The organism is Streptomyces sp. NPDC097619, from assembly GCF_040302735.1.
In the GTDB taxonomy this organism is placed as follows: Bacteria; Actinomycetota; Actinomycetes; order Streptomycetales; family Streptomycetaceae; genus Streptomyces.
Map to the genome: position 1 here is coordinate 1 of NZ_JBEOSD010000187.1, position 14,592 is coordinate 14,592.

The following is a 14,592-nucleotide window of genomic DNA, read 5'->3' on the forward strand; positions in this document are numbered from 1 at the left end:
CGCGGGTTTTCCTCCGGGCGCTTCCTTCGTTCTTGCGTTTCCGACTCTATCAGATCCTTTCGGCGCTGATTCCCGGTCGGCGGGATTTGTCTTTCCGGCCCTGCGGCCGTTCCGACGAGTGAGACATTAGCGGGTTCTCGGCTCTCCGCCTAATCGGCGGTTTACCGGATCCACATTTCGCAAATACGCACGGCGGAGAAGACATCGCGACAAAGCGACGTCGTCTTCTCGTAGGTCTTGCGGGATGGCCGTCCGGGGCCGACCGGGGTCGGTGCTCACGTCGAACAGCTCGGAAGACATTACGCACTTCCCTCAAGCCTGTCAACCCCGCCCCCCGACCCCCGACGAACCCCTCCGCCCTGACCTGCGGACCGCTAGCGTGAAGCCATGACCGCACTGCCCGACTGGATGCGCCCGCCCCGCGCGGAAGGCTGGTTCGCGGAGGATCTCGACCGCCTCCCCGAGGCGCCCCGCCACACCGAGCTGATCGACGGAGCCCTCGTCTTCATGATGTCGCCCCAGCGGTCCTGGCATGGCCGCCTCGTCACCGCCCTGACAACCACCCTCATGGCGCAGGCGCCGGACGGCTTCGAGGTCGAGCGTGAGATGACGATCCGCCTCGATGCCCGCAACCGGCCTGAGCCGGACCTCCTGTTGACAAACCTGACCTATGACCCCGACCGCACCTGGTATGCCCCGGAGGACGTGAAGCTCGTCGTGGAGGCGGTCTTGCCCGAGTCCGCCCATCGCGATCGCACCGTAAAGCTCCGCAAGTACGCGGAGGCCGGCATCCCGCACTACTGGTGCATCGAGGACGAGGAGGGCGCACCGGTCGTCCACGTCTACGAGCTCGACGGACCCACCGGCGTGTACGCCCCCGCGGGCATCTTCCGTGGCAGCCTCCGGCGCCCGGTGCCCTTCGAGATCGGCCTGGACCTCGACAAGCTCACCCCACCGCGGCGCAGCTGAAGGTCCGCACCGCGTCGGTGCGGGTGTGCCGAAGGGGCCGGCTCCGGGTGGAGTCGGCCCCTTCGGGCTTGTGGTGCGGGGGCCGCTAGACGTTGAAGCGGAACTCGACCACGTCGCCGTCCTGCATGACGTAGTCCTTGCCTTCCATGCGGGCCTTGCCCTTGGAGCGGGCCTCGGCGACCGAGCCGCAGTCGACCAGGTCGGCGAAGGAGATGACCTCGGCCTTGATGAAGCCGCGCTGGAAGTCGGTGTGGATGACGCCGGCGGCCTCGGGGGCGGTGGCGCCCTTCTTGATGGTCCAGGCGCGGGTCTCCTTGGGGCCTGCCGTCAGGTAGGTCTGGAGTCCCAGGGTGTCGAAGCCGACGCGGCCGAGGGTGGCCAGGCCGGGCTCTTCCTGGCCGACGGACTGGAGGAGCTCCAGGGCCTCGTCCTCGTCCAGCTCGGCCAGGTCGGCCTCCAGCTTGGCGTTGAGGAAGATGGCCTCCGCCGGGGCGACCAGGGCGGACTGCTCGGCCTTGAAGGCGTCGTCGGTCAGCTCGTCCTCGTCCACGTTGAAGACGTAGAGGAAGGGCTTGGTCGTCAGCAGGTGCAGCTCGTGGAGCAGGTCGCCCTGCTCGGTGCCCTTGGTGATGCCCTTCGAGAAGAGGGTGTGGCCCTCTTCCAGGATCTTGCGGGCCTCGACGACCGCCGCGAGGACGGCGACCTTGTCCTTCTGGAGGCGGGACTCCTTGGTGAGGCGGGGCTCCGCCTTCTCGATGGACTGGAGGTCGGCGAGGATCAGCTCGGTGTTGATCGTCTCGATGTCGTCCTTCGGGGAGACCTTGCCGTCCACGTGGACGACGTTCTCGTCCTTGAAGGCCCGGATGACCTGGCAGATCGCGTCCGACTCGCGGATGTTCGCGAGGAACTTGTTGCCCAGGCCCTCGCCCTCGGAGGCGCCGCGGACGATGCCCGCGATGTCGACGAAGTCGACGGTCGCCGGGAGGACCTTCTCCGACTTGAAGATCCCGGCCAGGACCGCGAGGCGCGGGTCCGGCACGCCGACCACACCGACGTTGGGCTCGATGGTGGCGAACGGGTAGTTGGCCGCCAGCACGTCGTTCTTGGTCAGGGCGTTGAAAAGGGTCGACTTGCCGACATTCGGCAGACCGACGATTCCGATCGTGAGCGACACGTTGCGACTTCCCGTGGGCTGGAGGTGGACGGCCCGGAACGGGGCCGTCCCTCAGTTTACGGGCCGCGCGGGACCGCCCGTGGGCGGCCGTCCACCGGTCCGTCCGGAGTGGCCGGGCGTCTTTCCGTACCGGTCACTCCCGGTCATGTATGAGGAATCCCGGCCGGCACGCGTGTCCCAGGGCCGTGCGGGGGCACCGGGCGACCTACTTTGGTCGCGTGGAGCACTACAGGACGCATTCGCCCCATCACCCGCCGCGACGGCCCGCCGGTGGCGGGGGTCGCCCGGCGTTGCCCTCGCAGGCCCGGACCCGGGCGCCGCGGCCCCGGCCCCGCAACCGAGCGCGGGCGGGGGCCCGACCGGTGCCGCTGTTGAGGCGGCTGCCCGCGCCGCGGCTGACCGGGTTGGGCGGGGGCCTGTTCGCCTGCGCGGCGATGGTGCTGACGGCCGGGGTGGTCTGGCTGGTGTTCGACGGCTCGCTGGTGGCGTACGGGGTGCTGTTCCTGCCGGTGGCCGCCGCCACGGCGCTGTGGGTGCGGCCGGCCGACCTGATCACGGCGCCGGTGTCGGTGCCGATCGCCTTCGCGGTGGGACTGTGGCCCATCGCCGGGGGGCCGGGCGGGTTCGGCGGGCAGCTGATGGGCGAGGTCACGGCGCTGTCGCTGCACGCGGCGTGGTTGTACGGGGGCACCCTGATCGCCGCGCTGATCGTGATCGTCCGCAAGGCCGTGCTGATCGGGAAGCGGCGGATGCCCCGGCGCGTGGCCTGAGCCCGGCCGGGGCCCTCCGCCCCGGCGAGACGATCGGTCGGCGAGACGATCGGTCGACGGGGCGGTCAGCCGGCGGGGCCGGTCAGCCGGCGGGGCGGGCGGCCATGGCCGCGCCGACGATGCCCGCGTTGTTCTGGAGCAGCGCCGGGACGATCTCGGCGCGGACGCCCTCGATCAGGGGCAGGAACTTCTCCGCCTTGCGGCTGACGCCGCCGCCGATGATGAACAGCTCCGGGGAGAAGAGCATCTCCACGTGGGCCAGGTAGCGGCTGAGCCGCCGGGCCCAGTGTTCCCAGCTGAGGTCGTGGTCCTCCTTGGCCTTCACGGAGGCGCGGGTCTCCGCGTCGTGTCCGCGCAGCTCCAGGTGGCCGAGCTCCGAGTTGGGGACCAGGTGGCCGTCGGTGAAGAGGGCGCTGCCGATGCCCGTGCCGAGGGTGAGGAGCACGACGGTGCCACCGCGGTCGCGGCCCGCTCCGTAGGTCATCTCGGCGACGCCGGCGGCGTCCGCGTCGTTCAGGACCGTGACCGGCATCCCGTCGAGGCGGGCGGAGAGCAGGACGGCGGCGTCGGTGCCGACCCAGCCCGCGTCCACGTTGGCGGCCGAGCGGGTGATCCCGCCGGTGACGACGCCGGGGAAGGTGACCCCGACGGGGCCGTTCCAGTCGAAGTGGCGGACCACCTCGGCGACGCAGCCCGCCACTCCCTCGGGGGTGGCGGGCTGCGGGGTCAGTACTTTGTGGCGCTCACGCGCCAGGTCGCCACGAGCCAGGTCCACGGGAGCACCCTTGATCCCGGAACCGCCGATGTCCACGCCGAAGATCTCCATGGGGACACCGTACGCGGACACACCGGCCCAAACGGCTACTTCTCGGCCATCAGCTCCGCTGCCTCGGCGCGCAGGTCGCGGCGGAGCTCCTTGGGCAGCGAGAAGGTGATCGACTCCTCGGCGGTCTTGACGATCTCCACGTCGGCGTAGCCGCGCTCGGAGAGCCAGGCCAGGACCTCCTCGACCAGGACCTCCGGCACGGAGGCGCCCGAGGTCAGGCCGACGGTGGTGACGCCCTCCAGCCATGCCTCGTCGATCTCGCTCGCGAAGTCGACCAGGTGGGCGGCCTTGGCGCCCGCGTCCTTGGCGACCTCGACGAGGCGGATCGAGTTGGAGGAGTTCTTGGAGCCGACGACGATCACCAGGTCGGAGTCGGCGCCCATGACCTTGACGGCCGCCTGGCGGTTGGAGGTGGCGTAGCAGATGTCGTCGCTCGGCGGGGAGACCAGCAGCGGGAACTTGGTCTTGAGGGCGTCGACGGTCTCCATGGTCTCGTCCACGGAGAGGGTGGTCTGGGAGAGCCAGACGACCTTGGACTCGTCGCGGACGGTGACCTTCTCGACGTCGTGCGGGCCGTCGACGATGGTGATGTGGTCCGGGGCCTCGCCGGAGGTGCCGATGACCTCCTCGTGGCCCTCGTGGCCGATGAGGAGGATGTCGAAGTCCTCGTTCGCGTACCGGATGGCCTCCTTGTGCACCTTGGTGACCAGGGGGCAGGTGGCGTCGATGGTGGCGAGCCGACCGCGGGCGGCCTCCTCGTGGACCACGGGCGCGACGCCGTGCGCGGAGAACATCACGATGGAGCCCTCGGGCACCTCCTCCGTCCGTTCGACGAAGATCGCGCCCTTCCTCTCCAGGGTCTGGACCACGTACTTGTTGTGGACGATCTCGTGCCGGACGTAGATCGGCGCACCGTACTGCTCGAGGGCCTTCTCGACAGCGATCACGGCACGGTCCACGCCCGCGCAGTACCCGCGAGGTGCGGCCAGCAGGACACGTCGGGAAGCGGAAGCAGTCATGCCCTCCATCGTACGGGCGTCCCCGACGCGCCGAAGATCCCGTCCGGACCCCAGACTGTTCCGAAAACACGTCCGCGCGGGCCGGGTGCGCGGGCCCGGCGGAGGTGAGACGCGATGAGCGGCACGGTGGCGGCGGAGCCCGCGGGGGCGCCCGGGGGGCTGCGCCGGTCCCTGGGCTTCCGTGACCTGGTGGTCTACGGGCTGCTGTTCATCGCCCCGATGGCCCCGGTGGGGATCTTCGGCACGCTGGTGGCGAAGTCGCACGGGGCGGTGGCGCTGGTCTACGTGGTGGCGACGGTGGCCATGGGGTTCACGGCGTACAGCTACGCGCAGATGGTGCGGGTGGTGCCGCAGGCCGGGTCGGTGTTCGCCTACGCGCGCAAGGGGCTCGGTGAGGGGCCGGGGCTGATCGCCGGGTGGATGGCGATGTTGGACTACCTGCTGATCCCGGCGGTGGCGTACCTCTTCTCGGGGATCGCGATGAACGCCCTGGTGCCGGAGGTTTCGCGGTGGGTGTGGACGGCGCTGGCGGTCGTGGTGACCACCCTGCTGAACCTCTGGGGGGTGCGGACCGCGGCCCGGGTGGGTTTCGCGGTGCTGCTGATGGAGATCGCCGTGCTGACGGTGTTCGTGGTGTCGGCGGTGACGGTGCTGGTGCGGGACGGGGCGCAGCGCGGCTGGTGGGCGCCGTTCGTCGGGGACGGTTCGTCGGGGGGCTTCTCCTTCGCCGCGGTGCTGTCGGCGGTGTCGGTGGCGGTGTTGTCGTACCTGGGGTTCGACGCGATCGCCTCGTTCGCGGAGGAGGTGACGGGGGGCTCGGCGCGGGTGGCGCGGGCGGTGTTGTTCTGCCTGGGGCTGACGGGGGTGCTGTTCCTGGCGCAGACCTATCTGGCGGAGTTGTTGTCGCCGGTGTCGGCGGCGGAGCTGGCGGCGGATCCGGGCTTGCAGGGGGCGGCCTTCTACGAGGCGGTGAACGGCTCGGTGGGGGTGTGGCTGCACGACCTGATCGCGGTGAGCAAGGCGGTGGGGGCGGCGTTCGCGGCGCTCGCGGGTCAGGCGGCGGCGGGGCGGTTGCTCTTCGCGATGGCCCGGGAGCGGCGGCTGCCCTCCTTGCTGGCGCGGACGAGCGGGGGGACCCCGCGGCCGGCGCTGTTGGTGGCGGCGGTGGTGACGCTGGTGGCGGCGGTGTGGGCGGCGCGGCGGGACGACGGTCTCGACCACTTGGTGTCGGTGGTGGACATCGGGGCGCTGACGGCGTTCACGCTGCTGCACGCCTCGGTGGTGGGCTGGTTCGTGGTGCGTCGGATGGCGGGTCCGCCGAGCTGGTGGCGGCACCTGGTGGTGCCGGTGCTGGGTGCGGCGGTGACGGTGGCGGTGATCGTGGCGGCTTCGGGGGCGGCCAAGGTGGTGGGCGCGGTCTGGCTGGCGGCGGGGCTGGTGTTGCTGCTGGTGCAGCGGGGCCGGCGGGACGGGGAGGGGACGGGCGGGTCCGTCGATTCCGGCGGGTCCGCTGGTTCCGATGGGGTCGGGGGTGCGGCCTGAGGGGCGGGGCTCCGGGAGGGGCGTGCGGCGCGGTCGGGGGCTCGGGACGCGTCCGCGCGGCGGGTGCGCGGTGGGGGCGCGCGGCCGGTGTGCGGTGGTCGCTGCCTGAGACGGTGTCAGCGCGGGCGGTTAGCCTGCCTGCATGGGTCTGAATACGTCGGCGGAGGCGCCGCTGCCGGTCGGTCAGGTCTCCCGGCTCATCGGGGGCTGGATCGAGCGCCTGGGGCAGGTGTGGGTGGAGGGGCAGATCACCCAGTTGTCCCGGCGGCCGGGAGCCGGGGTGGTCTTCCTGACGCTGCGGGATCCGGCGCACGACATCTCGGTGAGCGTGACCTGCTTCCGGCAGGTCTTCGACGACGTGGCGGACCTGGTCTCGGAGGGCGCCCGGGTGGTCGTCCTGGCCAAGCCGGAGTGGTACGCCCCGCGCGGGCAGCTGTCGCTGCGGGCCACGGAGATGCGGCCGGTCGGGATCGGGGAGCTGTTGGCCCGGCTGGAGCGGTTGAAGCGCTCGCTGGCCTCGGAGGGGCTGTTCGCGCTCGACCGCAAGCGCCCGTTGCCGTTCCTGCCCCAGTTGGTGGGGCTGGTGGTGGGGCGGGCCTCGGCGGCGGAGCGGGACGTGCTGGAGAACGCCCGGCGGCGGTGGCCGGCGGTCCGCTTCGAGGTGCGCAACGTCGCGGTGCAGGGGGTGCACGCCGTACCGCAGGTGGTGCGGGCCGTGCAGGAGCTTGACGCGCTGCCCGAGGTGGACGTGATCATCGTGGCCCGGGGCGGCGGCAGCGTGGAGGACCTGCTGCCCTTCTCGGACGAGCGTGTGGTGCGGGCCGTCGCGGAGGCGCGGACGCCCGTGGTGTCGGCGATCGGGCACGAGCCGGACTCCCCGCTGCTGGACCTGGTCGCGGACCTGCGGGCCTCCACTCCCACGGACGCGGCCAAGAAGGTGGTCCCGGACGTGGGCGAGGAGCTGGAGCGGGTGCGGCAGCTGCGGGACCGGGGGCTGCGCGCGGTGCGGGGGCTGTTGGACCGGGAGGAGCGGGGGCTGGCGCACGCGCTGGCCCGGCCGGTCTTCGTGCACCCGCAGCGGATGGTGGAGACCCGGGAGGCGGAGCTGGCGGCGCTGCTGGGGCGCAGCGGGCGCACCCTGGGGCATCTGCTGGACCGGGCGGATTCGGAGCTGTCGCACACGCTGGCGCGGGTGGTGGCGCTGAGTCCGGCGGCGACGATGGCGCGCGGGTACGCGGTGTTGCAGCGGGCGGACAGGCACGTGGTCCGTGATCGGGCGGAGGTCGCGGCCGGGGACGTCCTACGGGCCCGGGTGGCGGAGGGTGAGTTCTCGGTCCGGGTGGAGGAGCCGGGGCCGGAGGCCGGGGGCCCGGCCGGGAACGGCGCCCCGGAGGGTGGGGGCGACACGGCCGGCGGGGGCGGCTGAGGCGGGGCGGGCGGGGCTGCTCCGGCTGCTCCCGCAGGTTTCACACGGCGGCAATCTTTTCTTCGGAACGACGGACTTGGGTGGTGTGCGATGGCCGGTACGGCTGAGACGGCGGGCGGTGCCTCGCTCGGATACGAGCAGGCGCGGGACGAGCTGGTCGAGGTGGTGCGCCGCCTGGAGGCGGGCGGGACGAGCCTGGAGGAGTCCCTGGCGCTCTGGGAGCGCGGTGAGGAGCTGGCCGCGGTGTGCCGGCACTGGCTGGAGGGGGCGCGGGCCCGGCTGGACTCGGCCCTCGCGGCCCGGGAGGCCGCCGAGGCGGCGGAGGCCCGGGGCGGGGGTACGGAGGAGTAGGCCCGTCGGGGCGGGGCGCGGTGGGCGTGGTGGGTCACGCGGGTCCGAAGGTCGGGCGTCCGGCGGTCGAGGTCCGGCGTCCACGGCCGAGGTCAGGGACGCGGGGTTCACGGGCGGGGAATAGCTGCCTGCTCAGGCAGGTTCTCTCGTTGTCGCATCCGCAGCACCTTGTGACGGCCACCACCCCGGAACCCGTTTAGTTGAACTTTCACCTATCGGCCGGTTAGAGTCGGTGACGTCGCTCAGCCCGTACCGATGGAAGGCACACCGATGTCCCTCGTTCTCGACGCCGCCGCTCAGGACCTCCTCTTCCGCGAGGCCCGCACCGCCAACACCTTCTCCGACGAGCCGGTGACCGATGAGCAGGTGCAGGCGATATACGACCTGGTGAAGTTCGGCCCGACCGCCTTCAACCAGACCCCGCTGCGCATCACCCTGGTCCGCTCCCCCGAGGCCCGCGAGCGCCTCGTGAAGCACATGGCCGAGGGCAACCAGGCCAAGACCGCCGCCGCCCCGCTGGTCGCGATCCTCTCCGCGGACAACGAGTTCCACGAGGAGCTCCCCCAGCTGCTGCCGCACTTCCCGCAGGCCAAGGACCTCTTCTTCAGCGAGCGCCCGGCCCGCGAGGGCTCCGCGCTGGTGAACGCCGCCCTGCAGGCCGCGTACTTCATCGTGGGCGTCCGCGCCGCCGGTCTGGCCGCGGGCCCGATGACCGGCCTGGACTTCGCCGGCCTCCAGAAGGAGTTCCTGGACGACGACCACACCCCGCTGATGGTCGTCAACATCGGCAAGCCGGGCGAGGACGCCTGGTTCCCGCGCTCCCCGCGCCTCGCCTACGAGGACGTCGTCACCACCGTCTGACGCACCGCGGCCGACGCACCCCGCGTCCGACGCACCACCGTCCCGACGCGCCCCCGCCCGAGCGGCGGGCGGCACCGGTACGAGCGACAAGGCCGGCCCCGGATCATCCGGGGCCGGCCTCTTCGTGTTCTCCGCACGCTCCGTGCGGCCTGCTCCCTGCGCGTGCTCCGCACCCCGCACGAGCGTGGTCCGCGCCCTTCCGCGTCCACCGCGCGGTCATGCGCCCACCGCGCGTTCTCCGCGCGCCCACCGCACGGACCGCGCGGATCAGCCCTTCGTGGGCTCCTCGCCCTTCTTCAGCTCCAGCGACGCGGCCATCGTGCCGAGCTGCTCGAAGGAGCCGGTGCCGGTGACGACGGTCGTGTAGCCGCGGTCCTTGCGGACGAGGGCGTTGTACTTCGGACCCTCCCAGCGCTCCCACGTCAGCTCGCCGGCCCGCTGGGTGGCCTCGGTGGCCTCCGCGCGCTGGGTCACGGCCCGGATGAACTTGTCCACGCCCGGGTCGGTGGACTGCTCCACCGCCACGTACTGGTTCCCCGGGTCCAGGAAGCCCAGGTGCCAGGCGTCGGAGTTCTTCCGCTGGTACGACACCGAGGTGGCCCGCCAGTCCGCGGGCAGCCCCGCCGGGGCCGCCACCGGGTACGGGGCCGCGCGCCGGGCGGTGATCAGCTCCACGCGGTAGTCGACGACGCGGGTCGGGTCGGCCTCGTCGTCGTGCGGGATGAAGATGTAGATGAGGGCGACGATGGCACCGATCACCGCCAGGGACCGCACCATGTCCAGGACCGTCTGCTTGCCTTTCATACCTGCCACGGGACCATCGTCCCCCATGCGCGGGGGCGCTCCTTCACAGGGGGCGCGCGAAGGGCCGCGACAGGGGTCCGGGACCGGTGGCGGTAGGGGTACGGGGTCGCCGACGGGGCGGGGTCCGGGACGGGGCGCCTGCCGGAGTGCCGATCGGGGCGCCGGTCGGGTGGCCGGTCGGGTGGCCGATCGGGTGGCCGATCGGGTCGCGCATACCGAGCGGATACCGATATGCCGCTCATACGTGACCCCCTCTGCTCAATTTGTCGACCTGACGATAGAGTTCCAGGACCCTCCTCAACGGCCGTCGTCGTGCCGTCCACGTACAGAAAGGTGCGCTCCGGTGACCGAGCACAACCTGCCGCCCCAGCTCGAGGTCTCTCCCGAGGCCCCCGACCGGAACCTCGCCCTGGAACTCGTACGCGTCACCGAGGCCGCGGCCATGGCCGCCGGTCGCTGGGTCGGACGCGGGGACAAGATCGGCGCTGACGGTGCGGCCGTGCGGGCCATGCGCACCCTCGTCTCCACCGTCTCGATGAACGGCGTGGTCGTCATCGGTGAGGGCGAGAAGGACGAAGCCCCGATGCTCTTCAACGGCGAGCGGGTCGGTGACGGCACCGGTGCCGAGGTCGACATCGCCGTGGACCCGATCGACGGCACGACCCTGAACGCCAAGGGCATGCCCAACGCGATCGCCGTGCTCGCCGCCGCCGACCGCGGCTCCATGTTCGACCCGTCCGCGGTCTTCTACATGGAGAAGCTCGTCACGGGCCCGGAGGCGGCCGACTTCGTCGACATCAACGCCCCCGTCTCGGTCAACATCCGCCGGGTCGCGAAGGCCAAGGGCATGGCCCCCGAGGACATCACCGTGGTCATCCTCGACCGCCCCCGCCACGAGGGCATCGTCAAGGAGATCCGCGAGACCGGCGCCCGGATCAAGTTCATCTCCGACGGCGACGTGGCCGGTTCGATCATGGCGGCCCGCGAGGGCACCGGCGTGGACCTGCTGCTCGGCATCGGCGGGACCCCCGAGGGCATCATCTCCGCCTGCGCCATCAAGTGCCTGGGCGGCACCATCCAGGGCAAGCTCTGGCCCAAGGACGAGGCCGAGCGCCAGAAGGCCCTGGACGCCGGGCACGACCTGGACCGGGTGCTGCACACGGAGGACCTGGTCCGCGGCGACAACGTCTTCTTCGTCGCCACCGGCATCACCGACGGCGAGCTGCTGCGCGGGGTCCGCTACCGCTCGGAGACGGCCACCACCTCCTCGCTGGTGATGCGCTCGAAGTCCGGCACCATCCGGCAGATCGACTCCACCCACCGCCTGTCGAAGCTGCGCGCCTACAGCGCCATCGACTTCGACCGCGCGAAGTAGTCGCCGCCCGCCGCGGGAGACCGGCGGCGGGCACGCGAAGGGGCGCTCCCGTGTGCGGCGGGAGCGCCCCTTCGTGCACCGGTCGACGGCCGGTGGCGGGCCCGGACGGATCAGCCCGCGGCGGCGATGGTGCCCGCCCCGGGGGCCTGGCGCAGCTCGGCGGCCCGGCGGCGGCGACGGGCCAGCACCACCCGGCGCTCGGCGGCCGTCAGCCCGCCCCAGACCCCGTAGGGCTCGGGCTGGAGGAGTGCGTGCTCCCGACAGGCCACCATCACGGGACAGCGGGCGCAGACCCGCTTGGCGGCCTCCTCGCGGGAGAGCCGGGCCGCGGTGGGCTCCTTGGACGGGGCGAAGAAGAGTGCCGCCTCGTCGCGGCGGCAGACCGCGTCGGCGTGCCAGGGGCCGTCGTCCTCCCTGAGCGGCAGCCGTGGGTTCGGGATGCTCGGAACGCACTGCACGGCGGCTGCCTGCAAGGACTGATGCGGCGGTTGCTGCACGGTCTACTCCTGACGACGTATTCGCGAGCGAGAGACGATGCACCTGTCCTTACCCGCTGAAGACCCGCCTATGCACTGGGTTCCGCTTCGGTAAAGTTCGACCGAATTCCGCCCCCGGGACGGTCCCCGACCGGGGGACCGGTTCGTGCGCGGGGAGACCGTACCGACCCGCCACCGGACCGCGGATCCGACCGCTTCCGGGCGGGGGAGCCGTCCGAGGCCGGTGTTCCCAAGGGCACGGCGCCGCCGGTCAGCCGCCCTGCCGCCCCTTGAGCCGGGCCGCGAGGTCCACCAACCGGGCCCCGGGCTTCTTCCGCGCCTCGATATTTCCCAGGACCGAAAAGCCCCGCACGACCACCACGGGAGCCTGCGGATCCGCTTCCGCCGGGCCGTTCGCGTGCACTTCGAAATTCCCGAGGACGCCGTTGCCGAATCCGCGGAGGGTGACGTTTTCCGGGACGAGGATTTCCACATTTCCGAGTACCGAGGTCACATTCAGCTCGGTGACCTGCTGGGCGAACACGGCCTCGGTGAGGTCGATGGTGACGTCCCCCATGACCGCCACCGCCCGGCTGCGAGGGCCCGGCCGCCAGGAGCCGCGACGGGCGGCGCTGCTGCACACCGCCACGATGTCGTCGGCGTACCCGGTACCGGGGGGCGGGCCGGGCGGCAGCGGCGCGGAGGGGGCCGGGTGCCGGTGGCCCGTCGGGGCGCCGGGGAGGTCCCCCACCAGCGCCTCCAGCTCGGCGACGGTCTTCGAGGCGTACAGGGAGTCCAGCCGCTCGGCGTGCTCCTCGGCGCTGAGGCGGCCCTCGGCGAGGGCGTCCCCCAGGATCCCGGCGAACCGGTCGCGGTCGGCGTCCGAGGCGCGCAGGGCGACGGGGGCGACCGGGGCCGAGGGAGCCACCGGGGCCGAGGGCGCGGCGGGTGCTGCGGGAGCGACCGGCGCCGAGGGGGCCTCGGGGGCCGCCGGGGCGGAAGGAGCAGACGGGGCAGCGGGGTGCTTGTCGAAGTCCACGGACCCAGCATAGCGAGACGCGATAGATCGCGATACTGCTGGGTGAGCCTTACCTCACAACGGGCTTCCCCGGCCCAGGTCCTAACCTTGGAGTACTGCGCTGCCAAAGGCCGTCAGCGCCGTCTGCCGAGTGAGGAATGGGCACAATGCCGGAGTTCGCGTACACCGATCTGCTCCCCCTGGGAGAGGACACCACGCCGTACCGTCTGGTGACCTCCGAGGGCGTGTCCACCTTCGAGGCGGACGGCCGTACCTTCCTCAAGGTGGAGCCGGAGGCCCTGCGCAAGCTGGCCGCGGAGGCCATCCACGACATCCAGCACTACCTGCGCCCGGCGCACCTCGCCCAGCTCCGCCGGATCATCGACGACCCGGAGGCCAGCTCCAACGACAAGTTCGTGGCCCTGGACCTGCTGAAGAACGCGAACATCGCCGCGGCCGGCGTGCTCCCGATGTGCCAGGACACCGGCACCGCGATCGTGATGGGCAAGCGCGGTCAGAACGTCCTCACCCGGGGCGAGGACGAGAAGGCCCTCTCGAAGGGCATCTTCGACGCCTACACGAAGCTGAACCTGCGCTACTCGCAGATGGCCCCGCTCACCATGTGGGAGGAGAAGAACACCGGCTCGAACCTGCCCGCGCAGATCGAGCTGTACGCCACCGACGGCGGGGCGTACAAGTTCCTCTTCATGGCCAAGGGCGGCGGCTCCGCCAACAAGTCCTTCCTTTACCAGGAGACGAAGGCGGTCCTCAACGAGGGCTCGATGATGAAGTTCCTGGAGGAGAAGATCCGTTCGCTGGGCACCGCGGCCTGCCCGCCGTACCACCTGGCGATCGTGGTCGGCGGCACCTCCGCCGAACACGCCCTGAAGACCGCGAAGTACGCCTCCGCGCACTACCTGGACGAGCTGCCCACCGAGGGCTCCGCCCTGGGCCACGGCTTCCGTGACCTGGAGCTGGAGGAGAAGGTCTTCGAGCTCACCCAGAAGATCGGCATCGGCGCGCAGTTCGGCGGCAAGTACTTCTGCCACGACGTGCGCGTGGTGCGGCTGCCCCGGCACGGCGCCTCCCTGCCCGTGGCGATCGCCGTCTCCTGCTCCGCCGACCGCCAGGCCGTCGCGAAGATCACCGCGGAGGGCGTGTTCCTGGAGCAGCTGGAGACCGACCCGGCGCGCTTCCTCCCCGAGACCACGGACGAGCACCTCGACTCCGCCTCCGACGTGGTGGAGATCGACCTCAACCGTCCGATGGACGAGATCCTCGCCGAGCTGACCAAGCACCCGGTGAAGACCCGCCTGTCGCTGACCGGCCCGCTGGTCGTGGCGCGCGACATCGCGCACGCCAAGATCAAGGAGCGGCTGGACGCGGGCGAGGAGATGCCGCAGTACCTGAAGGACCACCCGGTCTACTACGCGGGCCCGGCCAAGACCCCCGAGGGCTACGCATCCGGCTCGTTCGGTCCGACGACGGCCGGCCGCATGGACTCGTACGTGGAGCAGTTCCAGGCGGCGGGCGGCTCCAAGGTCATGCTGGCCAAGGGCAACCGTTCGGCGCAGGTCACGAACGCCTGCGGCAGCCACGGCGGTTTCTACCTCGGCTCCATCGGCGGCCCGGCCGCCCGGCTCGCCCAGGACTGCATCAAGAAGGTCGAGGTCGTCGAGTACGAGGAGCTCGGCATGGAGGCGGTCTGGAAGATCGAGGTCGAGGACTTCCCGGCGTTCATCGTGGTGGACGACAAGGGCAACGACTTCTTCCAGAACCCGGCCCCGGAGCCGACCTTCACCCACATCCCGGTGCGCGGCCCGGGGCTGTAGTCCCCCGGCCGGACGGCTTCACCGGCCCCGACCCCGGTTCCACCCGCCGCGGCGGGGGGGAACGGGGGGGGGGGGGTGGGGGGGGCGGGGCGGGGGCGGGGGGGGGGCTGTGCCTGTGGTGGGTGCGGGGGGCCGCGGGGGGGTGGCGG

At 71.8% G+C, this 14,592-nt stretch carries 14 protein-coding genes; 8 read left to right on the top strand and 6 right to left on the bottom strand.

The window, feature by feature from the left end; all coding sequences use genetic code 11:
* The first annotated feature begins 387 nt into the window (after positions 1 to 387).
* On the top strand, positions 388 to 969 hold the full coding sequence (locus ABTZ17_RS32420) for a Uma2 family endonuclease (RefSeq protein ID WP_352199369.1): 582 nt from the start codon (positions 388 to 390) through the stop codon (positions 967 to 969).
* Between the two features lie 85 nt (positions 970 to 1,054).
* Here ABTZ17_RS32420 and ychF read toward each other — a convergent pair whose 3' ends face one another.
* Entirely contained in the window at positions 1,055 to 2,143 is a 1,089-nt protein-coding gene (ychF, locus tag ABTZ17_RS32425; protein ID WP_352199370.1) for a redox-regulated ATPase YchF, read from the bottom strand.
* A 362-nt stretch (positions 2,144 to 2,505) separates the two neighbouring features.
* Here ychF and ABTZ17_RS32430 point away from each other — a divergent pair, with 362 nt between their 5' ends.
* On the top strand, positions 2,506 to 2,913 hold the full coding sequence (locus ABTZ17_RS32430; protein WP_352199371.1) for a DUF6542 domain-containing protein: 408 nt from the start codon (positions 2,506 to 2,508) through the stop codon (positions 2,911 to 2,913).
* 82 nt (positions 2,914 to 2,995) lie between these two features.
* Here the strand turns inward: ABTZ17_RS32430 and ppgK are convergent, their stop codons facing one another.
* Together ppgK and ABTZ17_RS32440 are read right to left on the bottom strand one after the other, a co-directional pair.
* A complete protein-coding gene (ppgK, locus tag ABTZ17_RS32435; RefSeq protein WP_352199372.1) occupies positions 2,996 to 3,739 on the bottom strand; it encodes a polyphosphate--glucose phosphotransferase in 744 nt (247 codons plus the stop codon).
* 35 nt (positions 3,740 to 3,774) lie between these two features.
* On the bottom strand, positions 3,775 to 4,767 hold the full coding sequence (locus ABTZ17_RS32440; RefSeq protein WP_352199373.1) for a 4-hydroxy-3-methylbut-2-enyl diphosphate reductase: 993 nt from the start codon (positions 4,765 to 4,767) through the stop codon (positions 3,775 to 3,777).
* Positions 4,768 to 4,872: 105 nt separating this feature from the next.
* Here ABTZ17_RS32440 and ABTZ17_RS32445 point away from each other — a divergent pair, with 105 nt between their 5' ends.
* The 4 genes from ABTZ17_RS32445 to ABTZ17_RS32460 all read left to right on the top strand — a co-directional run bounded on the left by ABTZ17_RS32445 (position 4,873) and on the right by ABTZ17_RS32460 (position 8,938).
* On the top strand, positions 4,873 to 6,300 hold the full coding sequence (locus ABTZ17_RS32445) for an APC family permease (protein ID WP_352199374.1): 1,428 nt from the start codon (positions 4,873 to 4,875) through the stop codon (positions 6,298 to 6,300).
* Positions 6,301 to 6,442: 142 nt separating this feature from the next.
* A complete protein-coding gene (gene xseA / locus ABTZ17_RS32450) occupies positions 6,443 to 7,726 on the top strand; it encodes an exodeoxyribonuclease VII large subunit (RefSeq protein ID WP_352199375.1) in 1,284 nt (427 codons plus the stop codon).
* 90 nt (positions 7,727 to 7,816) lie between these two features.
* On the top strand, positions 7,817 to 8,077 hold the full coding sequence (locus tag ABTZ17_RS32455) for an exodeoxyribonuclease VII small subunit (protein WP_352199376.1): 261 nt from the start codon (positions 7,817 to 7,819) through the stop codon (positions 8,075 to 8,077).
* A 270-nt stretch (positions 8,078 to 8,347) separates the two neighbouring features.
* On the top strand, positions 8,348 to 8,938 hold the full coding sequence (locus tag ABTZ17_RS32460; RefSeq protein ID WP_352199377.1) for a malonic semialdehyde reductase: 591 nt from the start codon (positions 8,348 to 8,350) through the stop codon (positions 8,936 to 8,938).
* Positions 8,939 to 9,205: 267 nt separating this feature from the next.
* Here ABTZ17_RS32460 and ABTZ17_RS32465 read toward each other — a convergent pair whose 3' ends face one another.
* Positions 9,206 to 9,742 carry a DUF4245 domain-containing protein gene (locus ABTZ17_RS32465; RefSeq protein ID WP_352199382.1) on the bottom strand — a complete coding sequence of 179 codons (537 nt, stop codon included), beginning with the start codon at positions 9,740 to 9,742 and terminating at the stop codon, positions 9,206 to 9,208.
* A gap of 343 nt (positions 9,743 to 10,085) precedes the next feature.
* Here ABTZ17_RS32465 and glpX point away from each other — a divergent pair, with 343 nt between their 5' ends.
* Positions 10,086 to 11,117: a class II fructose-bisphosphatase gene (gene glpX, locus ABTZ17_RS32470; RefSeq protein ID WP_352199378.1), complete on the top strand. Its 1,032-nt coding sequence runs from the start codon at positions 10,086 to 10,088 to the stop codon at positions 11,115 to 11,117.
* A gap of 110 nt (positions 11,118 to 11,227) precedes the next feature.
* On the opposite strand, the gene ABTZ17_RS32475 is transcribed toward glpX, so the two are convergent.
* On the bottom strand, positions 11,228 to 11,614 hold the full coding sequence (locus ABTZ17_RS32475) for a WhiB family transcriptional regulator (RefSeq protein WP_352199379.1): 387 nt from the start codon (positions 11,612 to 11,614) through the stop codon (positions 11,228 to 11,230).
* A gap of 250 nt (positions 11,615 to 11,864) precedes the next feature.
* The gene (locus ABTZ17_RS32480; protein WP_352199380.1) at positions 11,865 to 12,632 is read right to left on the bottom strand and encodes a DUF1707 SHOCT-like domain-containing protein; all 768 of its coding nucleotides are present in this window, start codon (positions 12,630 to 12,632) and stop codon (positions 11,865 to 11,867) included.
* A 137-nt stretch (positions 12,633 to 12,769) separates the two neighbouring features.
* Between ABTZ17_RS32480 and ABTZ17_RS32485 the strand changes: the two genes are divergently transcribed.
* Positions 12,770 to 14,443 (top strand): fumarate hydratase, encoded by a 1,674-nt coding sequence (locus ABTZ17_RS32485; RefSeq protein WP_352199381.1) that lies wholly within the window; start codon positions 12,770 to 12,772, stop codon positions 14,441 to 14,443.
* Positions 14,444 to 14,592 lie beyond the last annotated feature (149 nt).